The organism is Maribacter luteocoastalis, assembly GCF_048890225.1.
Classification (GTDB): Bacteria; Bacteroidota; Bacteroidia; order Flavobacteriales; family Flavobacteriaceae; genus Maribacter; species Maribacter luteocoastalis.
Genome location: NZ_JBMFZG010000002.1, coordinates 148,796 through 174,510 on the forward strand (window position 1 = coordinate 148,796; position 25,715 = coordinate 174,510).

The following is a 25,715-nucleotide window of genomic DNA, read 5'->3' on the forward strand; positions in this document are numbered from 1 at the left end:
TAGCCCGGCACTTGTGTTGGGTTTTTATTTTACCAAAGTTGCCTAAAAAAAGCTAAAACACCCATGGGAAAATTATTTTTGGTACCCACACCTATCGGAAATCTAGAAGATATTACCCTAAGGGCAATACGGATTTTAAAGGAGGTAGATGTAATTCTGGCAGAAGATACCAGAACAAGTGGAAAGCTCTTGCATCATCTAGAAATCTCCACGCCTATGCATAGCCATCATATGCACAATGAGCATAAAACGGTTGATGCCATTGTGCGTAGATTGCAAAACGACGAAAACATAGCCTTAATTTCTGATGCGGGAACACCAGCTATATCAGACCCAGGATTTTTATTGACAAGGGCCTGTATAGAAAAGGGAATTGAGGTGGAATGTTTACCTGGGGCGACGGCTTTCGTGCCAGCTTTAGTAAATAGCGGACTACCAAATGATAAATTTGTATTCGAAGGTTTTTTACCCGTAAAAAAGGGCAGACAAACGCGTTTAAAGTTTTTGGCAGATGAAACTAGAACCATGATTTTTTATGAATCACCGCATAAGATTTTAAAAACCTTGGCACATTTTGTAGCATATTTTGGAGAGGATAGACCACTATCTGTTTCTAGGGAATTGACTAAGTTATACGAGGAAACTATTAGAGGAACTGCAAAAGAGGTTTTAGACTATTTTACGGAAAAACCACCTAAGGGTGAAATTGTAATTGTTGTAGGAGGAAAAAAATAAAAGATGACTTTAGAAACATTTAAAACCAAATTAAAAAAAACCCCAGAAGCTATAGCATTTTCAGAAACTATGGCGGTAATAGAATCTAATTACACGTTTACCCCGACGGCATTTGCCAATGGGAACTTAAATAACGAGGTAGGGCAAAATTCTGGCTCATGCAAGTTGTTTGCCTTTGCAAAACAAGAGGGTTTAAGCAAGGAAGAAACCTTAGCTTGTTTTGGGGATTACTATTTTAAGGAGGTGCTGCAAGACACCAATGGCAATGGCCACCAAAACATACGGAATTTTATGAAAACAGGTTTTGACGGACTTTCATTTGAAAATACACCTTTGCATAAAATAAATCCATAAAATAGACTAAATTGAAACCATGTTAACACCATGGTTAATTTCGGGCTTTACGGTTATAGCCGTCTATTTTCTAGACCGATGGGAAAACAGGCATATCAAATCATTATTTGATTGGGTCCCAGCCATACTATTGGCATACATCATTCCTGCCATTATTTCATTTATATTAAATCAGGACTATTCACAGGCCGAGATCCATAATTTTAGCAAAGCCTATTTTATACCCTTGGCAATTTTAGCGGTAATGAGTAGTTTGTCTTTAAGCCAATTAAAGGCAATTGGTTTTAAGCCAATTTTGGTATTTGTTTCTGGCTCATTGTTTATTGCCGTATTTCCTGTGGTATTGATGTGGTTTTTTTCAGACGCAGAATTAATTACACAGACTTTGCTCGCAGATGAGTATTGGATGGGAATACCCCCAATTGTAGGCAGTTGGATAGGTGGGAGTACGAGCCAGTTAGTATTGAAAGAATTAGTAGCATGTCCTGAGAACATATTTCTAACTGTTTTGGTGATGGATAATATTTTAGTTAATATTTGGACAATTCTAATGTTTCAAAGCATTAAAAAAAGTGAAAAATTAAATAGTTGGCTTAGGGTTACCGATGTTGACATACCGGAAGACATTAGAAAGGAAGAAGGCAAAAAATTGAAGCCTTGGTTGAGTGTGGTATTGTTAGTGGCCCTAGTTTTCTTGACCAATCAAATGGTTTCAAGTTTTGTGCTAAAAGTGGTGCTACTTTCGGCCCTAGGACTCTTGCTCAGCAATTTTATCAAAAGGTGGAATTTTAAGTTTGCATTAAAGGCCGGGAGTATATTGATAATCGTGGTCATGGCGGTATTAGGCCTCAAATTACAGTTGGCCACACTTGGTTTTAATCTCCCGTTTATGGTATTTTTAGTGGTGTGGCTAGTGGGTCATTTAATATTTATGATTGTAATTGCCAAGTTACTTAATGTAAATATGGCTTGGGTACCCATAGCAAGTATGGCAAATGTTGGAGGAATAGCAACAGCACCGGCTGTTACTGCCGCCTATAACATAAAATGGATGCCACATGCCATTGTATTGGCCATTTTGAGCATGGCAACCGGTACGTTTTGGGGTATGTTAACGATTTGGTTGTTGAAAGCATTTATTACATAATGTCATTGAGAGGGTAACATAGCATTCTATTAAATAAGAACACAAAATAGGCAAATTGCTTCGTGCCTTGTAATGACGAATATATTATCAACCGACAATTAGCAACAAACAACTAATAAACACTCCCATCATGCTTCCCTTTTTTCCAACCATGTTTGCCTAAGTATTGGTTAGCACTTTCTACAGCGCCATTTTCAATAGTAGTTCCCATGGAATCGTTCCAACGGTTTAGGTAGCCAAAAAGGGATATTACCCCTAGCATTTCTACAATCTCTCCTTCGTTCCAATGTTGGTACAAACGTTTTTTTATTTCGGCATCAACACTATTTGGCACTTGGGAGGCCTGTAGGGAAAAATCTAAAGCGGCACGTTCCGCTTCAGAAAAGGCCGGGTGTGTCCTATATTCCCAAATGTTATCCAATTGCTCCTGTTCCGCACCGTAACGTTCTGCCGCCCTAATAGCATGTGCTTGGCAATACCTGCAACCTGTAGCATTGCTACTAACCCAGGCAATCATTCTTTTTAGGGCAGAAGTTACCCTGCCCTCATTGGCCATAACCGCTTTGTTAAGGTTAATAAAAGCTTTTGAAATAGCAGGTCTGTGCTGCATGGTAAGCACTGAATTAGGGCAAAAGCCTAAGGTTTCATTAAAGAACTCTGCCAATTGTTTTGTTTCGGTATCGTGCGTGGGGTCAAGTGGTTTTACCAATGCCATAGTATGCGTTTTAACGTTGTAATTGTAGTACTTTTGTAGTTCTACAAGAAACGAAAATTTATGAGTACAACAAATCATATTAGTACCAAATGGCTGGGAAATATGGCTTTTGAAAGCAATAATACCTCTGGTAAATCCTTTAAAATTGACCTTGCCAAGGAAGATGGCGGTGACAGCAGTGGTTTAAGGCCTAAGGCCCTAATGTTATCCGCACTCGCTGGATGTTCTGGATTGGATGTGGCTGCATTGATTAAAAAGATGAAATTGGAAGTGGACGAATTTCATATTGAAACTATTGCCAACTTAACGGACGAGCATCCTAAATTCTATGATAGGGTTACCGTAGAATATCATTTTCATGGTGCCAACCTAAATGAAAAAAAATTACAAAGGGCAATAGATTTATCAGTTGAAAAATATTGTGGTGTAATGGAAATGTTTAGACAATTTGCAGTATTGGACATCAAAACTATTTTTCACAATAAATGACATCTGAAGTGCAAACTCAAGTTCAAGTGCCAAGTTCAAAACAAAACTAGATATGGAAAAGAAGTTTGACTTAGAGGATAGATTTGTTGATTTTGCCGCTAATGTAGTGCTTTTCTGTAAAGACTTGCCATCAGATCTAACTGGAGCGTATTATGGGAACCAACTTTTACGATCTGGTGGAAGTTCGGCTTTGAATTTTGGGGAAGCACAAGGAACCCATACCAACAAAGATTATATTAATAAAGCCTCAATTCCCTAAAAGAATTAAAGGAATCAAGGGTGAACTTGAAAATACTTTATAAAGTAAATTATGGTAACCCTTTTAAAAGAGTAGAATTATTGGATGAGGTGGAGGAATTAATTAAAATTATTGCTACCATAATTAAAAATAAAAAGTAACTAAAGCTATATTGAACTTGAACTTAATAATGGTGTTTGAACCTTTAAAATTTTAGCATGCGCTGGACCATAAGACCAAAACCGGAACAAAAGGATATTGATTCACTGGCACAGGCACTTGGCGTTGAGGATTTGGTAGCACAATTATTGTTACAACGTGGCATAGCAACCTTTGATGAGGCAAAACAGTTTTTTAGGCCCCAGTTAACATATTTACATGATCCATTTCTAATGAAGGATATGGATATAGCGGTGGAACGTATTGAGAAGGCCATTCGAAATAACGAGAACATTCTTGTTTTTGGCGATTATGACGTAGACGGAACAACTGCGGTTGCCTTAATGTCATCCTACCTTCTAACTTTTTACCCAAATGTAGCTACTTATATTCCGGACAGGTATGAAGAAGGATATGGGGTGTCTTACCGAGGGATAGACTTTGCAGAGGACAATGGGTTCTCATTAATTATAGCTTTGGATTGCGGTGTTAAAGCGATTGACAAGGTTGCCTATGCTAAGGAAAAAGAAATAGATTTTATTATTTGTGATCACCATAGACCAGGTAAGGATTTGCCCGACGCGGTAGCCGTTTTGGACCCAAAACGAGAGGATTGTGAATATCCTTTTGATGAATTATGTGGCTGTGGCGTAGGTTTTAAACTGATTCAAGCTTTGGGTTCCCGTCGTGGAGAAACCATCAATGATTTAATCTATTATCTTGATTTAGTGGCTACTGCCATTGGTGCGGATATCGTACCGATAACTGGAGAGAATCGAATATTGGCTTTTTATGGCCTTCAGGTTATCAATCAGCAACCAAGAATAGGTTTTAAAGCGATAATTGACCAAGTAAAAAAGGAGGAGTTGACCATTACTGATGTGGTATTCATAATCGCACCTAGAATAAACGCTGCGGGTAGAATGAAACATGGCCAGCACGCGGTTGATTTACTTACAGAAACCAACATGGAGCAAGCGGTGGTTTTTGCCTCAGAGATTGAAAAGTTCAATACAGACCGTCGTGGATTGGATCAGGAGATTACCCAAGAGGCATTGGTGCAGATAGAAGGTAACCAGGAACAGGAACGGTTTACCTCTGTTGTATATAAAGAATCTTGGCACAAAGGGGTTATTGGTATTGTAGCCTCTAGGCTAACTGAAACGTATTATAGACCTACATTGGTATTCACCAAAAGTGGGGATAAATTGGCAGCGTCGGCTAGATCGGTTAAAGGATTTGATGTGTATAACGCCTTGGAAGGTTGTTCAGATTGTATTGAACAATTTGGAGGTCATAAATATGCGGCCGGATTAACACTTTTGGAAGAACAGTATGAGGCGTTTAAGGCTCAGTTTGAAAAGGTGGTGAAAGAATCTATAGACCCACAGTTACTAACTCCTGAAATTACAGTGGACAATAAAATTTCCTTAGCGGACATTACACCTAAACTGATGCGCATCTTAAAACAGTTTGCACCATTTGGGCCAGGAAATATGACACCTGTTTTTATGGCAGAGGGTGTAGCGGACACCGGATATGCTAAAGGTGTGGGAAAAGAGGGGAGCCATTTAAAAGTTTCGGTTACGCAAAACAATAGTCACAAAATAGACGGAATTGGATTTAATCTTGGGGCTAAGTTGCCAATGGTTACCAGTAGAAAGCCTTTTGATGCTGTTTTTACCATTGATGAAAATGAGTGGCAAGGAAACATTAGCCTGCAACTTAAAATAAAGGATATAAAATAAAATAATGGTTTAATTCATGGGAACAGGGTTAGATCCTTACGCAGCATTGCGGTTTAAGGAATTCAATATTTTTCTTGCGGTTCGTTTTGCCATGGTATTTGCCTGGTCCATGCAATTTATTGTTATTGAATGGCAAGTATATTCACTAACCAAAGACCCTTTATCTTTAGGAATAATCGGACTCATGGAAGTAATTCCTGCTGTAGGCATGGCACTTTTTGCAGGTCATATTGTAGACCAAAAAGAGAAAAGAAACCTATTGGTAAAATGTATTTTAGGGTTTTCTGTAGTTAGTTTTGGTTTGTTTATGTTAAGCCTCCCTTCTCTGGAAACCAAATTGGAGACCAAAAGTATTTTATATGGTATTTATTTCTTGGTTTTTATTGGCGGATTGGTACGTGCATTTCTAGGCCCCACTATTTTTTCTCTTATTGCACTTATTGTTCCAAAAAAAATATACCCTAATGCTGCAACCTGGAGCAGTACCACCTGGCAAATGGCTTCAGTATTAGGGCCTGCCTTAGCTGGTTTTTCAATTAGTTTAATAGGTGTGCACTGGTCTATGTGTTTAATTTTTAGCTTTTCGATAGTGGCACTGATCTTTTTATTTCAAATCCCGAAGAAGCCTATTCTTAACCCAAAAATTGGCGAGCCTGTATTTCAAAGTTTACGTGAAGGCTTACGGTTTGTTTTTAAGACAAAAGCGGTTTTTGGTGCATTGACCTTAGATATGATTGCGGTACTTTTTGGAGGTGCCGTTGCCTTGTTACCCGTTTTCGCACAGGATATACTTCATGTGGGATCAGAAGGGTTTGGAATTCTACGGGCAGCCCCTGCCGTGGGTGCTTCCTTAACAATGTTGGGTTCAACGAGGTTTCCTTTACATAAAAAGGCCGGAAAGAAATTATTGTGGGCAGTTGCCGGTTTTGGGTTATGCATTATTGTATTCGGAATGTCAACTTATTTTTGGTTATCTGTTATTGCCCTATTTATAAGTGGTGCTGTTGATGGTATTTCCATGATTATTCGTCAAACTATCTTACAATTAAAAACTCCCGATAACATGCGTGGCAGGGTGGCTTCCGTAAATTCCATGTTTGTAGGTTCCTCCAACGAATTGGGGGCATTTGAAAGTGGACTAACAGCAAAATTAATGGGAACGGTAACCGCAGTGGTTTTTGGAGGCACTATGACTTTGTTAACGGTAGGAATAACTGCTTTCGCCTCTCCAACGTTTAGAAGGCTTGATCTATCCAAGGATATCCAGGACCATGAAGCAGAATCGTAGAAAAGTCCACATTTTTAATTTTGATCATATAAATTAAAAAAGTCCTTCATTAAGAAGGACTTTTCATAAAGTAGGGGATTTTAAGATTGGGGCATTAGGAATAAGTTTATAATTTAACTGAATGTCCGCAATGAGTCATAAACATAGTAATCCATGTCAGGTCGAGCGCAGTCGAGACCTCTTTTTGAACACGTTATGTCAAACGACCTCTCGACTGCGCTCGAGGTGACGTTATTATATGACTCATTGCGGATATTCAATAATTTAATTTATAATAACAATATAAATGTAAATCAAAACATAGCAATTAATAAATGATTGTTGTGAATTAGCACATAATAGTTGTAAGAAAAAGACTACAATATGTTTTATGGCTAAATTTACATGGAACTATGGTCGTTCAAATTTCTGAAGCTCAAGATTTTCACCATCAAAAATCGCATACGTATAATAATTGATCCAATCCCCAAGATTAGTGTACTTTGAGTTTTGTGTTAAATCTATTTCTAAGGGTAAGTGTCTATGTCCAAAGATAAAATGATCATAATGATCAGTTTCCAATTTTCTCTTAGCATATTGCACCAACCATTCTTTGTCCTCTCCTAAAAATTCCGCATCATCATCACCAGAAATCAACTTGTTTTTTACAGAAAAGTATTGCGCTAACCTAACCCCTAAATCTGGATGTAACCATCTGAAAAACCATTTAGCAACAGGATTGGTGAACAATTTCTTCATTCTTTTATAGCCTTTGTCGTGTGGCCCTAAACCATCTCCATGGCCTACAAAAAAGGAAATGTTGTTAATCTTGTATTGTTGGGGTTTATGAAATACGGGAATGTTCAATTCGTATTCAAAATACCCGTTCATCCATAAGTCATGATTGCCAACAAAATAATAAATTGGAATTCCAGCATCGGAGATTTCAGCCAATTTTCCAAAGGTTCTGGTAAACCCTTTAGGAACAACTGTTTTGTATTCAAACCAAAAGTCAAAAAGATCGCCCAGGAGGAAGATAGCTCCTGCATCTTTTTTTATTTCATCTAACCAAGTAACAAATTTTTGCTCTCGAACTTTGCTTAGTTCCATGGTTGGTGCACCCAAATGATTATCACTGGCGAAATATACCTTTTTACCTTCTTGGAGTTGTATGCTTGTCATTTCGTATACAAATATAGCGGAATAGAATGTTGCATTGGTAAAAGCGTCAACATTCATTTGATAAGAGCAAGACTAAACCTTTAACAAAAAGTATATTAAGAAAGCCAAACGGTAGGCATAGTGTTACCGAAACTAAAATTAGATTTATGAATAGGGATATTAAGACCATTGAAAACCAAATTAAAGAAATAATACAAAAGAATGAAGACTCTGTAAAGGGTTTTGAAAAGGCAGCAGAAAATGCCGCAGATACAGGGGTCAGGACATTTTTTAAAAATCGCGCAGAGCAGCGTAAATTATTTGTAAAAACCTTACATAACGCAACACCAGCTTTAGAAACAGGGGATGCCGATATTGATGGAACTACCAAGGGTGCCATACACAGAACTTGGATGGATATGAAATCATTTTTCTCAAATGACAATGATGAAGCCATGTTAGAAGAAACGATAAGAGGCGATAAAACTGCTATTAAAGAGTATAATGAAATATTAACTGAGGTAATGATTCCACACAGGATGAAGGAAATTATTAGGGAACAGCGTGACGAAATCCAGAATGATATTGAAACCTCTAAGGTTTTAGAGGAATTTGCATAGGATTTGCAAATAATACAAATCAGTTAGATTTAAAAAGGTCGGGCTCTTTAGGGAATCCGACCTTTTTATATCTAAAAACAGCAGTAATTATGTATGCTTATTAAGTGTTATCAGATGCAAACCACTCCGCAAAAGAAGTGTCCGTTTCTTGTAAACGCAAAGAAAAGAGTTTAATATTTTCTGGTAAACGAGCGGTTATTTTTGAAGCAAAGTCGATCACCATATTTTCACTGGTAGGTTGGTAATTGGCTAGAATAACATTGTGTCCCCTATCGGTCAGTTCTTTGGCCAATTCAACATGGGGAGTATGTTTGTTGAATACGGTAGCATGATCAAATTTATCTACAATTTCTTCCTTTACGATCTTTTTAAGGTCACCAAAATCTATGACCATACCCAGTTTTACATGTGTAGTATCCGTTATTGGCTTGCCAATAACGGTAACCGATAGTTTATAACTATGCCCATGTACATTTCTGCATTTACCATCATAACCATAAAGTGCATGTCCGGTCTCAAAAGTAAATTGTTTTGTAATTCTAATCTTACCCATACTTATTTCATGAATTACAAAGGTATTCAATTTGTAAAACCTAATGGTTTAAGAACTACATTTGTCGGCTTTTTTTAAACAATACACGTGGAACTATTTGAACAGCTAGAGTTTAAGGAAAATCCTCTATATGAAAGGGTAATCGATGACCTTTTGGATAAAGGGTATAGTATTGTTGATGATTTTTTCCCAATTGATGTGGTCAATGGACTTAGGAACGATCTATTGGAGAAGTATGAAGAGGATCATTTTAAAAAGGCCGCGATAGGTAATTTTATAAATGAGGTGGTAAAAACAGAGATTCGCGGGGATTTTATTCTTTGGATGGATGAAACCAAAATAAATGATTCTCAAAATAAATTCTTTGAACACATAAATGATTTGGCCGCATATTTGAACAAAACCTGTTTTTTAGGAATATTAAGAAAAGAGTTCCACTATGCGTTATATCCTGAAGGAAAATTTTATAAACGTCATTTAGATACATTTCAAAATGACGATAGGCGTAAACTAAGTGTTGTATGCTATTTAAATGAAGATGATTGGAAACCGGAAGATGGAGGTGAATTAGTGCTTTACCTAAATGATGCGGGCAAAGAGGTGGCTAAAACTGTATATCCATTACCGGGAAGAGCGGTAATTTTTGAAAGTCAAGTTTTGGAGCACGAGGTAAAGCCTGCCAAACGAGAGCGCTTGAGTATTACCGGATGGTTAAAAACAAGATAGTACAAGAACCATTAGCGCTTAAACTTTCGTCTTGTCCGTATCCTGTTTACAAAATAGATCGCTACTACAAACAAAGCAAGTAAAGGGAATACAAGGTCACCATTTAAGAACTTAAGAATATCCATACTATAATTTTAAATTAGAACGTACGATGGAAAAGCTTATTGCTTACTTTTTGAATTTTGACATGGCATTTCTAGTGAATGCTGAGAGTGCCAATTTGCCTGAAATGGCTGCCCTTTCGGTTAACAAAGCATCCCAATGATCTGTATCCTTCCATAGCACTTTCTTCCAATCTTCTAGCGCTTCAGGATTATAACTTGATAATTTTTCAGCGAATAATTCCAATTCTTGATCTAGTTCTTTTAAGTTATCGAAAACTTTGGAGAATAGTCCTTTCTCTTTGGCCCAATACGCATTTTTCCATTCCGTTGGGGCTAGGGACAATTCTGATAATCCAGCAATACCAATTTTACGTTCTACGGCAGGGGCAATAACCAAAGGGGCAATACCAATAGCAAGTTCGGAAAGTCGTATAGAGGCATTTTCAGATGCAAAAACATAATCACATGCAGCAGCCAAACCAACACCACCGCCAACGGTTTTACCTTGTACACGTCCAATGATCACTTTTTTACAAGTACGCATTGCATTGATAACGTTTGCAAAACCACTAAAAAACACCTTCCCTTCCTGAATAGTTGAAACTGCCATTAGCTCATCAAAAGAAGCACCGGCACAAAAGGCCTTTTCACCTTCAGATTTTAGTAGTATAGTGGTAATCGTATCGTTATCAGAAAGTTTCAGGAATTCTTTGGTAAGTCTATCCAGTAGGTCGGCCACAAAAGAATTACTGGCAGGGTGGCCAAATTCAATTGTGGCTACGTTACCATGTATATGCGTATAAAGACTTCCATTTTCCCTAGTGGTTCCCATGAGTTATCATTTTTATCAAAATTAGTTGTTTTGTAACAGAGGTCGAAATTTATGCCTGAACTTCCAAACGAGTGCACCTCCCCTGATCAGCATCCATACCGTAAATGCAATCCAAATACCTAGAAGGCCCCATTCTAAATATTTACCTAGAAAAAGCATGGGTAAAAATCCTAAAAACGTAGCGGACAGTAGTGTGTTTCTTAAATACTTCATTTCGCCAAGACCTTTAAAAAGTCCGTCAAGAACAAAGGCAACAGTATTAATTGGGAGCCCTAGAATCAGAATAAAGAAAATAGCGTAAAAAGCATTTAAAACTGGGGTTTCTTGTGAAAACAGTTTTCCGATAGGATAATAAAAAACAAAACCAAGCAGAATAAGGATTAGGCTAATCCATAAACCATAGGCCACAATTTTTTTGGCCAATATCCAAAGCCCGTCATAGTCTTTAGCACCTAAGAGTCTACCCCCCATAATATTACCAGCGGCTCCGTAGCCATCAATAAAAAAAGCGGAGAACAACCATAAATTTATAGCAATGGTGTGTGCGCCAATGTAAAGATCTCCCAATGCCGTTGCCTCTCGTACAGCAAAGATCAATGCGGTATTTAAGGCAATAGCCCTTACAAAAAGATTTAAACTCATGATGACCAACCGTCCTAATTCTGGATGAATTGGCAGTTTCAATTTTAGGCTTATATCTGTTTTGGTGAGTAGCAAAACAAAGGCCATAACAGCCATAATCCCCTGTGCAATCAAACTGGCATATGCCGCACCTTCCAAATATAGAGGACTAACAACCCCTTCAATGCCATATACCAATATAAAATCAAGGACTATGTTTAATACCGCACCGGTAATGGCAATTACCATAGGCCAATACGTATTCTGAAGTCCTCTAAAAATACCCATAACGGCAAAGACAAACAAGGTAAGCGGAAATCCCCAAACCCTAATGGAATAATAGCTAACACAGTATTTTAAAATTTTGCCTGAAGCGTTTAACAGTTGAAATATTTCATCTACAATAAAAATGGTGGACAATAGGATAATAATGCTTAAGGTAATATTTAGGTAAATGGCTTGTGCCGGTAGCGTTTTTACTTCATCTAACTTGCCGGCACCCAAATACTGCGAAATAATGGCAGAGATAGCACTTCTAGTCTGGCCTAAAATCCAAATAAGCATAGATAAAAAAGAACCTACAATACCTGCGGCGGCCAGAGATTCCAATCCGTCTACAGGAATATTCCCAACAATGGCCGTATCCGTTATTGACAATACTGGTTCGGCAATGCCCGCAATAGTTGCTGGTATGGCAAGGTTGTTTATCTTTTTAAAATTGACTATGGTGCTCAAATATTCAGGATTTATAAAACAAGTTCGTAACAGTGAAAAGGAAATTCACTTTGCTTGGGGAAATAAATATTTTCTAATTTTTGGTATCCCCTAGCTTCATAAAATTTTTGATTTCTTTTATTTTGACTGAAAGTGTCCAATCTCACGGATAAAAAATTATTTTGAACGGCATAGTTTTCTGCAAAATCCATCAATTGTCTGGCAAACCCTTTTCCTTGGACAGATGGGTGTATACCAAGTCTATGTATATAGAGGTTATTATTATTTTTTGTTAACCATTGTGCGGGCTGGTATTCATCATCCATAAGGGATGATAGTACAATACAGCCAATAATCTGATTGTGCTCTTTTAAGATATACAGCTCGTTACGTTCAATATCCTTTTCAAAATTATGTTTTGAAGGGTACTGGGTAGTCCATTGGTATATGCCATTCTCTTCCATCTTTAGTCTACAGGCATTTGTCATAACTAGAATATCGGTTATTTCAGATATCTTTGCATGCTGAATCATAAAAAGGATTTAATTTAATTGTAAATTTAGAGTAATAATCAACAAACTAACCTTATGACTAGTATTCTTGTTCCTATTGGTACTTCTACAAATGCCCATGAAACTTTACAATATGCCGTGGACTTTGCCTCAGATTTTGGTGCACAGATTTATGCGATGGAAGTTTTTAATGTCTTATCTGTAACTGGAAGTTTGGCAAACGTTTCCGAGAAATTAGCGGAAAGTGGCAAGGAGCGTTTAAAAAGTATTATTAATAAGATTGATGCTAAACAGGTAGCTATTAAAGTGGTTACGTATAATGGCGAATTGGCCGATGGTATAAACAACCTAAACTCAGAACTGGGGATAGACTTGATAATTTTAGCACCTCGTAGCCATGATATCCAAGAAGAATTGTATTTGGGAGCTACATCTGGCAGAATTATTAAACAAACCAATATTCCTGCATTGGTAGTGCCAAAAGGAACTGTGTATAAGCCTTTTAATAATATATTGGTAGCATTTAAATCTGGCATATTAAAAAGAAAAAGAATTATAAATCCGTTAGTAACCATTGTCAATAAACATAAATCCATTGTAAACCTGTTATTGGTTAAAACACCGGGGTATTCAGATGAGGATTTGAAAGTAAACCCTGCCTTGATGGATATTAGCTCACAATTGACAATTACTGAAAATGCAACAACGTATTTAGGTGTTTTGGAGCATTTTCAATCTAAACATCCAGATTTGTTATGTGTCTTTAGGAGAAAGCGGGGCTTTTTTACAAAATTATGGGAAAAGAGTACTATTTTAAAGTCTGAATTTTCAGTTCCAATACCAGTATTGATACTTGGGGTAAAGAAAGATTAGGTTGTATTTTGAAAGGTGACTAAAAAGTATTTCCTTTGACGCTCTCAAAAAGGGGGATTAGCTCAGTTGGCTAGAGCGCTTGCCTGGCAGGCAAGAGGTCACCGGTTCGAATCCGGTATTCTCCACCAATAAAGATGAGCCCTCACAGATGTGAGGGCTTTTTCATTTTACACAATGCACAGGTTGTGCATACTTTTGAAAATTCTTTCTTTTTGACGTAAAATTTAACGCTCGTTAATCTTATTTGTACTGAAAAGAACTCATTTGGGCTTATTTAGCGTGTTATTTCCTACTTTTAGGATTGTTAAACTACACACCAATTAATGGCCTTATTTCAAACTTCCGTACTTAAAAATTACCTTAAACAATTAGATGAAAAGATAGTCAGTAAGGCATATTTAAAATATGTTTCCTATTTTCAGAATGCCACCATACAGGAGAATATAAGAAACGCTAAGGAAGAGCAGTTTCAAGCTACTTTTCTAAATGAACTTTTTGTTTCGTTTTTAGGGTATACCCTTAATCCAAATCCTGATTTTAACCTTACCACTGAATTTAAAAATCAAAAGAACAATAGAAAGGCCGATGGGGCAATTTTATCAGCAGACATGGCTGTTGGGGTAATTGAATTAAAAGGCACAAATACCAAGGACTTGGAGAGTATTCGACGACAAGCGTTCGATTACAAGGCCAATCAAAAGGGTTGTGTGTATGTTATCACCTCAAACTTTGAGAAGCTTCGTTTTTATATCAATGATGCTACGGAATTTGAGGAGTTTAACCTCTTTGAGTTGACCCTGGAGCGGTTTAAGCTACTTTACCTCTGTTTACATAAAGACAACTTACTAACTAATGTTCCTTTGTCCATTAAAGAGTCGTCCCTGGTAGAGGAGGAAAAAATCACCAAACGTTTCTATGCGGACTATTCCCTGTTTAAAAGGGAATTGTATCGTGATCTAGTACGGCGAAATGTGGCTCGGTTAAAAAAATATAGGAAAGCGGAATTACAAGAGATTTCTGTAAGTGACGTTGGCCATGAGGAGATGGCCCGATTGGAAAAAAATGTAAAGCTTGGTCTCTTTAAAAAATCACAAAAATTGATCGATCGCTTTTTGTTCATCTTTTTTTCTGAGGATAGAGGCTTATTGCCGCCAAATTCTACCATACAAATCTTGGACAAATGGAAAGCCGATGTTGATTTTGGAGATGAAAGGCCCTTATATGACCTGTTTAAGCAATACTTCAATTTTTTGGACCAAGGCAGACAGGGCACAACCTCCAGGGCAGAAATTTATGCGTATAACGGTGGACTTTTTAAACCGGATACGGTACTGGATAATCTAGAAATAGACAATGATTTATTATATAGACACACCCTTAAACTGGCAACGTACGATTTTGAAAGTCAGGTAGACGTAAATATTCTAGGGCATATTTTTGAGAATTCCCTGAACGAGATAGAAAGTATCAACGCCGAAATAGAAGGATCGGAATTTGATAAACAAAAAAGCAAGCGAAAAAAAGACGGGGTATTCTACACCCCCAAATATATTACCAAATACATTGTTGAAAACACGGTTGGCAAATTATGTGACGAAAAAAAGGCTGCTTTAGGCTTTAAGGAAGAGGAGTATTTTAAAGGACGTGCCAAACGGCCCAAGACCAAGATAATGGAGCTGGTGCAACTGTTGGACGACTACCGGGCCTGGCTGTTGGAACTTACCATTTGTGACCCTGCTTGTGGGTCTGGGGCTTTCTTAAACCAAGCCTTGGACTTTTTAATTAAGGAACATAACTACATAGATGAGCTAAAGGCAAAAATCTTAGGTGGTGGTTTGGTTTTTAGTGATATTGAAAACACCATTCTGGAAAATAATATTTACGGGGTTGACCTTAATGAAGAATCTGTTGAGATTGCAAAACTCTCCCTTTGGTTACGCACGGCACAACCCAGGAGAAAGTTAAATGACCTTAGCAGTAATATTAAATGTGGCAATAGTTTAATAGACGATAAAAAGGTAGCCGGCCACAAAGCATTTTCTTGGGAGCAGGAATTTCCAAAAGTTTTTGAAAAAGGCGGTTTTGATGTGGTCATTGGGAATCCGCCGTATGTAAAATTGGAGACTATTAAAGAGCAATCCCAGCAGCTAGAAAAATTGAACTATGAAACTTTTGACAAAAGAGGGGATTTGTATGTGCTTTTTGTGGAGAAAGGCTTTAACATCCTAAAACCAAAAGGCGTATTGTCTTATATAATGCCTAACAAATGGTTGCAGGCTGGCTATGGGCAGCCCTTACGCTCTTATTTTTTGACCAAAGCATTACATCAATTAATTGACTTTGGAGATATCCAAATTTTTCAAGGCGCAACCACATACCCCATAATTTTTGTTGCGCGTAATAATAGTCCGGAGGAAGAATTTAATGTTGCTGTCTTAAAATCTGCAAAGGCAACTGATTTTGAAACCAATGTAACTCTAAGTTTTGAAAGTTATAAAACAAGCTCTTTTGATAAGAACACGTGGGTCATTTCTTCAAAAAATAATAGAAATTTGTTAGATAAACTTTCTAATACATGTAAAACTTTATTTGATTTTGTAGGTGGCAAAGCTAATTATGGAATTAAAACTGGACTGACCGAGGCGTTTTTAATATCTCAAGAAGTTTATGACAAAATGGTGAAGGAAGATGCCAAGGCTGTAGAATTTCTGTTTCCTTTTTTATTAGGTCGTGAGGCAAAACCGTTTGCCAACCCAACACCATTAAACTATCTTTTACTTTTTGAAAAAGGTTTTACTAAAAGTAAATTAGGAGACAGTACAGAAGAAGAAGCTTGGCTTTGGCTGCAAAAGCAATACCCCTCAATTGCAGAATGGTTATCACCATTCGAGGCAAAAGCTAAGAAACGGACTGATAAAGGGGATTTTTGGTGGGAACTAAGGGCTTGTGATTATTACTCTGACTTCCTAAAACCAAAGCTCATGTATCAAGTTCTGCAAGTTAAACCTTGTTTTATTTATGACGAGCAAGGATTGTATTGTAATAATTCTATGTGGATAATCCCTACTGAAAATAAAGGCTTGGCCGGTGTTTTGAACTCTAAAATGGGATGGTGGTTAATTACCAAATATTGCACACAAATACAGAATGGTTGCCAGTTAATATGGAAGTACTTTGGACAAGTGCCAATACCAAAGCTTAATGGCGAACTAGATACTTTGGTCACTGATATGATTAGGTTAACAAAAGCATTGGATTGTCAATTAGATAGTTTATTGAATTTGGTAAAATCAAAATTTGCAATTGAAAAATTCAGTAATAAGCTTCAAAATTGGCATGAGTTAGATTTTGCAAACTTTAGTAAAGAGCTAAAAAAGCAAAAAGTACAATTGAGTTTAGCGGAGGAAGCAGAGTGGCTTATTTATTTTGAAGATCAAAAAAGTAAAGCACTAGAGCTACAAAGGCAATTAAACCATACGAATCAAGAAATTGACCAAATGGTCTATCAGCTTTATGGGTTAACACAAGAGGAAATAGCGATTGTTGAAAATAGTTAATGAAATGGGCAAATCTTAAAAAGAAGTTGTGCAATGTAATATAGATTATCACTTTTTGAAGAGCAGGGTAAAAAGTGGTTTAACAGCTGTCTGTTTCCTATGGGCAGTAGTAAGCTCCATTACCAAAGACTTCTTTTTTATCCTGATTGGAGTTTTAGTTTTTCATTTCAAATCAACAACCAATAGATAATCATCGGCTGTGATGTATACTTTGGTTTCATCACTATTAAAAGCGCAGTTAGAAGTTGATTGGCCCGTATGGATTCTTGCTATCAATTTGGCAGTTGGGTTAAAAATCCAAATTCCGTCTGGGCCCGAAGCAAAAACATATCCTTTAGAATTTGTTTTCATTCCATCGGGTAGGCCATGGGGATTTTCCAAGTCTATTAAATCCGTAACATCATAGAATAATTTTTTGTTACTAATTACGCCTGGAGATTCAATATCATATTTATACCACACGGCGTGCTTTGGGTCCGATATGGCCACATAAAGTATTTTACCGTCGGGCGATTGCGTAATTCCATTGGGTCTTGATAATGTATCCAACAATTTCAATTCTCCAGATTTCAGAAGACAAAAAACCCCTTGAAAATCCAACTCTTTGGTAGGATCGTTCATTTGTTGGGGTAACCCATAAGGCGGGTCAGTAAAATAGAGATTACCTTCCTTATCAAGAAAACCATCATTGGGGCTGTTAAGTTTTTGGCCCTTAAAGTTATCCGCTAAGGTGATAAACTCCGGTTTTGGATTTTTTATCGATGTTTTTAATTTGGCGACCCTTCTATCGCCATGTTGCATAAGGATAAGCCCCCCCTTTTTATCCAAAATCAATCCGTTAGACCCTGGCTCTGGGGAATAAGTGCCTTCTCCTGTAAATCCTGAAGGTTTCAAAAAAGTGGTTAGGTTATTATTGGAATCCAGTTTATAAATAGTGTTCGCCATCACATCGGAAAACAAAAGAAATTCCCCATCCTGAATCCAAAGCGGCCCTTCCGTCCATTGGAATCCTTCGGCTACCATTTTTATAGAAGCGTCTTTTTTTAGAAACCTTAAACCCTCATCATCCAAAATCTCAACGTAAAAATTTTTTGATATACTGTCCAATTCCTGGGATTCCATTGTTTTAACTGATTTTTCAGTGGATTGGGGTTCGGTTTTTCCCTTGGAATTTTCCTTACAAGAAATTAGCAGGATTAAACCGAATAAAATGAGAGATACTCCTTTTTTCATGACTTAATGAATTAGTTTGGTAAGTATATATATGAACAACATTGCGCTTGTTCCAAAAATAAAAGTGCCCGCAGTTTGTATTTGATATCCTTGTTTTACGTTCATCCCCGTCAACTGTGTCAATACCCAAAAGAAGCTATCGTTTACATGGGAGGCAACCGAAGATCCGGCTCCAATGGCCAGTACGGTCATTGCCAAAAGAAAGGGTTCGTTCAAGCCTAAAACACCCACCAATGGTGCTACTATAGATGCTGTGGTAACCAGTGCCACTGTAGAGGAACCTTGTGTGGTTTTTAGGCAAGCGGCTAATAAAAAAGGAAAAAAGAGACCTATTTCCATACCAGAAAAGGTTACGGTTATTAAATCTGCCAGACCTGAACTTTGGAGCATTTTTCCGAATATGCCACCTGCGCCCGTAATTAATATAATGGGTGCCGCATTTTTTAAGGATTCCCCGATCCAACCCGTACTCGAAAATATTTTTTCATCCAATTTTTCGGGAAGCAGTAGGGAAAGTAAAACCCCAATGAGTAATGCTATTACCGGGGTACCTAAAAATGAAATGGTTTTTATAAAAGGGGAGGGTTTAATTTCAAGTTCTGGATAATCTAAGATGGATTTTAATAAAATTAAGAATAACGGCACTAAAATAGCTAGAAGGGATTTCCATAAAACAGGTTGCTTTTCTGGATTTACGATAGGCTCTATTACAATAGGAATGGTGATTTTTGATGCAACCTTTTTAGCATAGATATAACATGGTAGTAAAGAAACACTACTGATTAAAAGACCCCATAAAATAACATCGCCAAGATTTGCGCCCAAAATACCAGCTGCCGCAATAGGACCAGGTGTTGGCGGAACCATTACGTGGGATGCCGTAAGGCCCATGGCCAATGCAGCGGTGGTTCCCGCATAGGAAATCCCTACTTTTTTTGACATCACTTTGTTCAAAGGGTTCATCATTAAAAGTGCACTGTCTGCAAAAATGGGAATAGATAAAAAATAACCTGTAAGCATCATGGCTATGAGTACAGATTTTTCGCCTATCAGATTTAAAATTTTGGAAGCGATTACAAAAGCGCCTCCGGATTTTTCAAGTACCGTGCCTATGGTTACCCCAAAAAGTATAATTAGGCCAATCTTGCCTAAAATTCCCCCAAAACCATCGTTGATTGAGTTAATAATTAATTCATGGCTCATTCCCGTTATAAAGGCATATACTATAGCCGACAGTAAAAGGCCAAAAAAGGGATGTATCTTAATTTTTACAATGGATACCACCAGCAAGGCCAAAGACAATGTCAAAGCTATTAGATATATCATACTATGGTTTATTATGTTAAGTTATTGGATTTACCATTCCGTAAAACTTCCATCTTTGTTTCTCCAAATGGGATTTGCCCAGTTGTGACCAATTTTTTGAGCTTCTTTCAGTTTTAATTCATCGATTTCAATTCCAAGACCGGGATTGGACAAAAGTGGAATGTATCCTTCCTTTAAATCGAAAACTTCAGGATTTTTCACATAATCCAAGAGATCGAACCCTTTGTTGTAATGTATTCCCAAACTGCTTTCTTGGATGACTGCGTTAGAACAGGAAAAATCAATATGTAGTGCCGAGGCCAATGAAATTGGACCCAAAGGACAATGCGGTGCAATAGCTATATCGTAGGCCTCTGCCATGGAAGCAATGCGGCGCACTTCGGAAATACCACCCGCATGGCTCACATCTGGCTGAATGATATCTACCACGCCTTTGTTCAAAATATCCTTAAAATCCCACCTAGAAAACATTCGCTCTCCTGTTGCTATAGGAATACTAGTGTATTGATATATGTGTTTTAACGCATCGTTGTTTTCCGATAGTACGGGTTCTTCTATAAACATAGGTTCATAGGGGGCAAGTTCATCAAACAGTTTTTTTACCATGGGTTTGTGAATCCTACCGTGAAAGTCTAGTCCAATATCCAAATCGTACCCAAATTCCTCTCTTAATAATTTAATATTTTGCGAAACTTTTTTAATATCCTTTATGGAGGATACCCATTCCATACCCCCTGTAGCATTCATTTTCACCGCTTGGTAGCCTTGATCCACCTTTTCCTGAGCTTGGTTCAAGAGCACTTCCGGATTGTCACCACCGATCCAGCAATACATTTTCATTTTATCACGAACGGGACCTCCCAACAATTCATGAATGGGAACATTCAAAAATTTACCTTTAATATCCCACAGGGCTTGATCAATTCCTGAAATAGCACTCATTAAAATGGGCCCGCCCCTATAAAAACCACCCCTATAGAGAACCTGCCAAATATCTTCGATGTAATTTGCACTGCGTCCTATGATGTAATGTTCCAATTCTTTGATACAGGCGGCAACGGTATCTGCTTTACCTTCTATTACGGGTTCTCCCCATCCTATAATCCCACATTTGGTAGTTATTTTAATGAATAACCACCTTGGGGGTACTTTGAACAATTCAATATTTTCAATTTGGAGTTGATTCATTACTGTTGCTTTATTAGTTTAATATATTCTAAAACTACTTTTTTAATATTCGTGTTTTTGTCTTTATCCAACTTTGTTAAAGCACTTCCCAAACCCACGCCAAAAACACCTGCAGCTAGCCATTCCTCTAGGTTAGACAAATTAATTCCGCCCACGGCAATAAAATCAACGTTGTTCATTACGGATTTGATGGATTTGAAATAATCAACACCTAAGTTTCCGGCAGGAAATAGTTTGATAAGGTCTGCTCCATTTTCAACAGCTGTGCAGATTTCAGTAGGTGTCATGGCACCCATTAAAACGGGGATATCGTTTTTGTGGGCAATTTGGATAACATCAATATTGACATTTGGAGTTACTAGAAATTGAGCACCTGCCGCAATGGCTTCCTCTGCAATTGAAGGGTTTGTAACCGTACCTGCCCCGATTAGTATGTTCGGATATAAGATTTTTGCCTTGGAAATTTCTGCGGAAAATCCTGGAGTATTCGAGGTGATTTCTAGCAACTTTATATCGCTTTCAATCAACTCTTTAACTAAAGGTGCCACTTCCTTTTGTTCTTTAAGGCGCACTATGGCGACTATTTTTTCATTTCTAATACAATTTAGTATCTCCTGTTTTTTCATCGAATTACATGTCCTTTGGTATACCCGTCCATAACGGCAAGAATTTCAGATTCGTCACTGGTATGCTGATCACCATTAATCGTGTGTTTTAACGCAAAGGCTGCCGTTGCAAAATCAATTGTTTTTTGAGGGTTCCAATCTAAATGCGTAGCATGCAAAAAGGCGGCAGCAAATGCGTCACCGGTTCCAAAACGGTCTGTAATGGAAACCGATATCGGTTTTGTAACAAAATGGTTTTGGTTGGCTAGGTAAAGCCCTGAAAGTTTATTTTTACTCGCTGATATTTGGTCCCTGCTGGTAAATGCCAGTTCATTTATCCCAAATTTTTTACGGGCCATCCCCATGGCGTTCTGGGTTCTCTCTTGGCTTGAATTACCCGATGGGGATATATCATAAACATCCTTTAGAACACCTTCGTTGCCAAAGAGTACATCTGTGTATTCTAAAATTTCATTGAATATTTTACGGGCGTTGGCGGCATTTTTCCACAAGGTTCTTCTGTAATTCATGTCAAAAGCCACTTTTACTCCTTTTTCTTGTGCCGTTTTAGCCGCCTTTATCGTTTCTAAGGCGCATTGCTTGGAAAGTACAGGTGTAATCCCGGAAAGGAATATCCATTTTTTGTTGGATAGGATGGTTTCCCAATCAAATTCGTTTGCTTTTATTTCACTGATGGCAGAATTTGCCCTGTCATATATAACACTCGATGGCCGAATTGATGACCCTTGTTCTATAAAATAGGCACCGATTCTTGTTCCTCCTCGAACTATATAATTGGTTTGAATACCGAAGGATTGAAGAGAGGATAGGGCCCCGTCTCCTAATTGATTTACGGGTAATTTTGTTATAAAATTGACATCGTTGCCCAGAATGGCCAACGAACTGGCCACGTTGGATTCGGACCCGGCATAGTTGGTTTCAAAATTTCTTGAGGTCTTTATTTTCACAAAAGGTTCGGCTGGCGTAAGCCTTAACATTATTTCCCCAAAAGTTATAAAGCTCATTCGTTTACAATTGATTTTACGTAATTAGACTGTGTTTCCAGAATATGTTCTCGCATGGCAGTGGCAGCTTTTTGCTCATCATTTTGGATGATGGCCTGGCGAATATGCTCATGATGGTTGAGCAAAATTTCTTTGTCTTTTTGAATATTTCCTTCTGTGGGTTTTACATAAATAGTGCTTTTAAACTTTGGCATCAGATTAAAAATGGGACTTAATAAAAGGGTCAAAACGCTATTGTTTGATATGGATAAAATCGTTCTGTGAAAGTCATTGTCCAGCTCTGTTTCCTTTTCCTTGTCATACAGATCACAATTGCGCATTTGAATCATATTGTTTTGAAGAATGGCAAGGTGCTCTTCGTTTCTGCATTTCGCAGCCTGAGCGGCAAGTGCTGGTTCTACAATTAATCTTGTGCTAATGGTCTGAAAAATAACGTTTTTGTTGGAAGAAAGTTCAAAGAACATATTCAATACTTCGGAGGCATTTTTTATACTGATTTCCTGTACATAAACCCCACTACCTCTTTTAACGTCTACGATGCCCTTCGCGCTCATTTTTTTAACAGCTTCCCGAACGGAGGTTCTGGAAACATTAAAAATTTGACACAGTTCATTTTCTGTAGGAATCTTGTTTCCAGGTAAATATTTGCCGGTTCTAATAGCTTGTGTAAGTTCAAATTCCACTTGTTGGGTAAGGGATTTCTTTTGGCCTAATGGTGTAAACATCAACTTAATTAGTTATAATACATCATACAAATTATATAAATGTATAATGTTGAACAAATTTTTTCCTGAGATTTTTATGTTTTTTGTTTTTAATTTAAATCGGCGGTATAGGTTTCATCGATTTTGCTAACATCCACAGTGATACCTGTTCTATCCCGTTGAGTGAGGTAAATGAATTTCTCCCCCCATTTAATTTCTTGGGCTTTATAAGAGGACCTAGAATAAACCGATTGGGAAAAAGACTCATCAAAGGCCTTTATAACAACTATAAATTCGGCTTCTTTTTCAAGCACATCATGTTCATCGTAGCCATGTAAGGGACTTTTTGAATCTATGGGATGAACAACCGTCCACGTGGTAGGAAAAAAGACCACTTTTGATCGCTCTAAGGCTAATGAATAAAAGTCCCTTAAATCGGAATTATCTCGTTTTAGAGACAGCGTAACATTTACCTCCACTTCCAACAATTGGTTGTTTTTTGGATTTACCACCCTAAACATAAAACCATTAATTTTATTGTAGGGCGCAATCACGGCATGTGAACTGTACTTTATTGTGGCAATTGGCTTGGAAAACCTTCCATACATAAGACCTGTTGCCAATGCAAATATTAACAGCCCCAATAAAGACTCTATGGCAGCCACAATGTTTGCTGCTAAATTTAAAGGTGCTATTTGGCCATATCCCAATGTAGTAATGGTTTGTGCGCTGAAGAAGAACGCTTCTATAAATTGACCAAAAGTGGTTGTGCTATATATACCAGTTAAGTGCTCTGTCCCAATCAATAGATATAGACTAGCAAATAATAAATTAATTGTAAAATATCCAAGTACTAGGACACCGAAAAAGTGTAACCATGACATTGAAACTAACGAATGAAAAATATTTATACCCTCAAAAAAGGATACATTCTCTTTTTTAACATTAAAGGTACCATCTTTGTTAAGAGCCCTATAATCGTTTGATATAGACTTAGTGTCCAAGCCAAGATCGTTATATTTCTCTTTCTTGTTGAGATTCAAATGAGGTGATATTATTATATGTTGAAAATAAACTTTATAATTTCATGCAAAGCTTTTCATTATTTTCTGATTAGCTTCTTACTTAAGTCCTCTAATGAAACCCCTTTGGTCTCTGGCATCATAAAATGGACCCAAATGAGTTGAAGGACCATCATAATCGCAAAGAAAGCGAAGACCGTTCCTGCTCCTATACTGGAAAATAAAAATGGAACGGCAGCTGGTATGGCGGCTGCCAGTATCCAGTGTACCGAACAGCCAAAAGCTTGTCCACTACCACGTAAATGATTTGGAAAAATCTCTGATATAAATACCCAAATAACGGTTCCTTGTCCAATAGCATGTGCAGCAATAAAAATGAAAAGGAAAATAGGAACAGCCATGCCTTCCCATTGCAAGAAGAATGCACAAGCAACCAAAGACAGGGAAATGATGTAACCTATAGATCCAATATACATCAATTGTTTTCTGCCTAAACGGTCAATAAGATTAATGCCTAACAAGGTAAAAAGCATGTTGGTAATACCAATGCCTACGCTGCTAAGTAAGGCTGTACTTTCGCCTAAGCCAGCCTCTTCAAAAATTCTTGGGGCATAATATAGAAAAGCATTGATTCCCGAAACTTGATTAAAAAAAGCAATTAGAAAAGCAAGTAGTAATGGAAATCTATATTTCTTCATAAATATAGATTCACCACTAACTGTATTTTTACTGTCTTCCTGTATAGTGTCAATGGCCTTGTCCACATCTTGTTCTGGGTCAATCAATTTTAGAATGGCCTTTGCCTCATCTACCCTGTTTTGTGTAATTAACCATCTTGGACTTTTAGGTACAGTCAACACAAATAGGGTATATATTATCGCAGGAATCGCTTCAACACCTACCATCCATCTCCAATCGTTTTCACCTATGCCACTTAATAAATAGTTGGACATGAAAGCTATTAGAATACCAAAAACCAAACTAAATTGGTAAAAACCAACTAATTTACCTCTTTTGTTAGCAGGTGAAATCTCTGAAATATAAGCTGGAGCAGCAATTGTGGACACCCCAACACCAATACCACCAATGAATCTAAATATGGCAAATGTAATAGGGTCATTTGAAAATGCGGAACCGATTGCAGAGACACTATAAAAAATGCCAATCCAAATTAGGGTATTCTTTCTTCCTAATTTATCTGTTGGTATCCCAGCGAAAATAGCACCTAAAACGGTACCCCATAATGCTCCTGAAACAACTACCCAGCCATGGAAGGCGTCGGAGCTGTCCCAAAGTAATTGTAATTTTTTGTCCGCACCCGATATGACGACAGTATCAAAGCCAAAAAGGAACCCTGCCAAAGCAGCAGTAATGGACCAGAGTATAATTTTATTCATCAGTTGGTTTTTTATAGTTTCTAAATATAATAAATCATAACGGTTAAAACTTGTTCTGTTACAGTTACTAATAAATGGGATATGTGGTAA

The 25,715-nt window shown here is 37.5% G+C and carries 25 protein-coding genes and 1 tRNA gene; 12 read left to right on the forward strand and 14 right to left on the reverse strand.

Annotated elements, in window-relative coordinates; genetic code table 11:
• Positions 1-63: 63 nt before the first annotated feature.
• Genes rsmI through ACOCEA_RS05205 form a run of 3 tightly spaced genes read left to right on the forward strand, consistent with a single transcriptional unit; the run spans position 64 to position 2,236 of the window.
• Entirely contained in the window at positions 64-735 is a 672-nt protein-coding gene (rsmI, locus tag ACOCEA_RS05195; protein ID WP_420755150.1) for a 16S rRNA (cytidine(1402)-2'-O)-methyltransferase, read from the forward strand.
• Between the two features lie 3 nt (positions 736-738).
• A complete protein-coding gene (locus ACOCEA_RS05200; protein ID WP_420755151.1) occupies positions 739-1,089 on the forward strand; it encodes a HopJ type III effector protein in 351 nt (116 codons plus the stop codon).
• 19 nt (positions 1,090-1,108) lie between these two features.
• Positions 1,109-2,236: a DUF819 family protein gene (locus ACOCEA_RS05205; protein WP_420755152.1), complete on the forward strand. Its 1,128-nt coding sequence runs from the start codon at positions 1,109-1,111 to the stop codon at positions 2,234-2,236.
• Positions 2,237-2,348: 112 nt separating this feature from the next.
• Here the strand turns inward: ACOCEA_RS05205 and ACOCEA_RS05210 are convergent, their stop codons facing one another.
• Positions 2,349-2,951: a carboxymuconolactone decarboxylase family protein gene (locus ACOCEA_RS05210; protein WP_420755153.1), complete on the reverse strand. Its 603-nt coding sequence runs from the start codon at positions 2,949-2,951 to the stop codon at positions 2,349-2,351.
• Between the two features lie 60 nt (positions 2,952-3,011).
• On the opposite strand from ACOCEA_RS05210, the gene ACOCEA_RS05215 reads away from it, so the two are divergent.
• From ACOCEA_RS05215 to ACOCEA_RS05230, 4 genes are all read left to right on the forward strand, one after another.
• Complete coding sequence (locus ACOCEA_RS05215) at positions 3,012-3,440, forward strand: OsmC family protein (protein WP_420755154.1); 429 nt, start codon at positions 3,012-3,014, stop codon at positions 3,438-3,440.
• 52 nt (positions 3,441-3,492) lie between these two features.
• The gene (locus ACOCEA_RS05220; RefSeq protein WP_420755155.1) at positions 3,493-3,699 is read left to right on the forward strand and encodes a four helix bundle protein; all 207 of its coding nucleotides are present in this window, start codon (positions 3,493-3,495) and stop codon (positions 3,697-3,699) included.
• A gap of 197 nt (positions 3,700-3,896) precedes the next feature.
• Positions 3,897-5,585 (forward strand): single-stranded-DNA-specific exonuclease RecJ, encoded by a 1,689-nt coding sequence (gene recJ, locus ACOCEA_RS05225; protein WP_420755156.1) that lies wholly within the window; start codon positions 3,897-3,899, stop codon positions 5,583-5,585.
• A 16-nt stretch (positions 5,586-5,601) separates the two neighbouring features.
• Positions 5,602-6,873, forward strand: a complete 1,272-nt coding sequence (locus tag ACOCEA_RS05230; protein ID WP_420755157.1) for an MFS transporter — start codon at positions 5,602-5,604, stop codon at positions 6,871-6,873.
• 390 nt (positions 6,874-7,263) lie between these two features.
• Here ACOCEA_RS05230 and ACOCEA_RS05235 read toward each other — a convergent pair whose 3' ends face one another.
• Positions 7,264-8,034: a UDP-2,3-diacylglucosamine diphosphatase gene (locus tag ACOCEA_RS05235; RefSeq protein ID WP_420755158.1), complete on the reverse strand. Its 771-nt coding sequence runs from the start codon at positions 8,032-8,034 to the stop codon at positions 7,264-7,266.
• A gap of 146 nt (positions 8,035-8,180) precedes the next feature.
• Here ACOCEA_RS05235 and ACOCEA_RS05240 point away from each other — a divergent pair, with 146 nt between their 5' ends.
• Entirely contained in the window at positions 8,181-8,633 is a 453-nt protein-coding gene (locus ACOCEA_RS05240) for a ferritin-like domain-containing protein (protein WP_420755159.1), read from the forward strand.
• Positions 8,634-8,733: 100 nt separating this feature from the next.
• On the opposite strand, the gene ACOCEA_RS05245 is transcribed toward ACOCEA_RS05240, so the two are convergent.
• Complete coding sequence (locus ACOCEA_RS05245) at positions 8,734-9,186, reverse strand: 6-pyruvoyl trahydropterin synthase family protein (RefSeq protein WP_420755160.1); 453 nt, start codon at positions 9,184-9,186, stop codon at positions 8,734-8,736.
• Positions 9,187-9,267: 81 nt separating this feature from the next.
• Between ACOCEA_RS05245 and ACOCEA_RS05250 the strand changes: the two genes are divergently transcribed.
• Positions 9,268-9,912: a 2OG-Fe(II) oxygenase gene (locus ACOCEA_RS05250; RefSeq protein ID WP_420755531.1), complete on the forward strand. Its 645-nt coding sequence runs from the start codon at positions 9,268-9,270 to the stop codon at positions 9,910-9,912.
• A gap of 168 nt (positions 9,913-10,080) precedes the next feature.
• Here the strand turns inward: ACOCEA_RS05250 and ACOCEA_RS05255 are convergent, their stop codons facing one another.
• The 3 genes from ACOCEA_RS05255 to ACOCEA_RS05265 are packed head-to-tail and all read right to left on the reverse strand — an operon-like array spanning position 10,081 to position 12,716.
• Positions 10,081-10,848, reverse strand: coding sequence for an enoyl-CoA hydratase/isomerase family protein (locus ACOCEA_RS05255; RefSeq protein ID WP_420755161.1), 768 nt, complete (start codon positions 10,846-10,848; stop codon positions 10,081-10,083).
• 21 nt (positions 10,849-10,869) lie between these two features.
• Complete coding sequence (locus tag ACOCEA_RS05260; protein WP_420755162.1) at positions 10,870-12,204, reverse strand: MATE family efflux transporter; 1,335 nt, start codon at positions 12,202-12,204, stop codon at positions 10,870-10,872.
• 11 nt (positions 12,205-12,215) lie between these two features.
• Positions 12,216-12,716: a GNAT family N-acetyltransferase gene (locus ACOCEA_RS05265; protein WP_420755163.1), complete on the reverse strand. Its 501-nt coding sequence runs from the start codon at positions 12,714-12,716 to the stop codon at positions 12,216-12,218.
• 54 nt (positions 12,717-12,770) lie between these two features.
• Between ACOCEA_RS05265 and ACOCEA_RS05270 the strand changes: the two genes are divergently transcribed.
• The 3 genes from ACOCEA_RS05270 to ACOCEA_RS05280 all read left to right on the forward strand — a co-directional run bounded on the left by ACOCEA_RS05270 (position 12,771) and on the right by ACOCEA_RS05280 (position 17,125).
• Complete coding sequence (locus ACOCEA_RS05270; protein ID WP_420755164.1) at positions 12,771-13,568, forward strand: universal stress protein; 798 nt, start codon at positions 12,771-12,773, stop codon at positions 13,566-13,568.
• Between the two features lie 51 nt (positions 13,569-13,619).
• Positions 13,620-13,696, forward strand: a tRNA-Ala gene (locus ACOCEA_RS05275).
• Positions 13,697-13,891: 195 nt separating this feature from the next.
• Complete coding sequence (locus tag ACOCEA_RS05280) at positions 13,892-17,125, forward strand: Eco57I restriction-modification methylase domain-containing protein (protein ID WP_420755165.1); 3,234 nt, start codon at positions 13,892-13,894, stop codon at positions 17,123-17,125.
• A 162-nt stretch (positions 17,126-17,287) separates the two neighbouring features.
• Here the strand turns inward: ACOCEA_RS05280 and ACOCEA_RS05285 are convergent, their stop codons facing one another.
• From ACOCEA_RS05285 to ACOCEA_RS05320, 8 genes are all read right to left on the reverse strand, one after another.
• A complete protein-coding gene (locus ACOCEA_RS05285) occupies positions 17,288-18,358 on the reverse strand; it encodes an SMP-30/gluconolactonase/LRE family protein (protein ID WP_420755166.1) in 1,071 nt (356 codons plus the stop codon).
• A 3-nt stretch (positions 18,359-18,361) separates the two neighbouring features.
• Positions 18,362-19,684 carry a GntP family permease gene (locus ACOCEA_RS05290; RefSeq protein WP_420755167.1) on the reverse strand — a complete coding sequence of 441 codons (1,323 nt, stop codon included), beginning with the start codon at positions 19,682-19,684 and terminating at the stop codon, positions 18,362-18,364.
• A gap of 30 nt (positions 19,685-19,714) precedes the next feature.
• Positions 19,715-20,872: a galactonate dehydratase gene (dgoD, locus tag ACOCEA_RS05295; protein ID WP_420755168.1), complete on the reverse strand. Its 1,158-nt coding sequence runs from the start codon at positions 20,870-20,872 to the stop codon at positions 19,715-19,717.
• A complete protein-coding gene (locus tag ACOCEA_RS05300; protein ID WP_420755169.1) occupies positions 20,872-21,498 on the reverse strand; it encodes a bifunctional 4-hydroxy-2-oxoglutarate aldolase/2-dehydro-3-deoxy-phosphogluconate aldolase in 627 nt (208 codons plus the stop codon). The genes dgoD and ACOCEA_RS05300 overlap by 1 nt, the downstream gene beginning before the upstream one ends.
• Positions 21,495-22,502 carry a PfkB family carbohydrate kinase gene (locus ACOCEA_RS05305; protein ID WP_420755170.1) on the reverse strand — a complete coding sequence of 336 codons (1,008 nt, stop codon included), beginning with the start codon at positions 22,500-22,502 and terminating at the stop codon, positions 21,495-21,497. Before ACOCEA_RS05305 ends, ACOCEA_RS05300 begins: the two co-directional genes overlap by 4 nt.
• Positions 22,499-23,227: a FadR/GntR family transcriptional regulator gene (locus ACOCEA_RS05310; protein ID WP_420755171.1), complete on the reverse strand. Its 729-nt coding sequence runs from the start codon at positions 23,225-23,227 to the stop codon at positions 22,499-22,501. The genes ACOCEA_RS05305 and ACOCEA_RS05310 overlap by 4 nt, the downstream gene beginning before the upstream one ends.
• Before the next feature lie 89 nt (positions 23,228-23,316).
• On the reverse strand, positions 23,317-24,249 hold the full coding sequence (locus tag ACOCEA_RS05315) for an ion channel (protein WP_420755172.1): 933 nt from the start codon (positions 24,247-24,249) through the stop codon (positions 23,317-23,319).
• A 59-nt stretch (positions 24,250-24,308) separates the two neighbouring features.
• Entirely contained in the window at positions 24,309-25,625 is a 1,317-nt protein-coding gene (locus ACOCEA_RS05320) for a sugar porter family MFS transporter (RefSeq protein WP_420755173.1), read from the reverse strand.
• Positions 25,626-25,715: the final 90 nt, after the last annotated feature.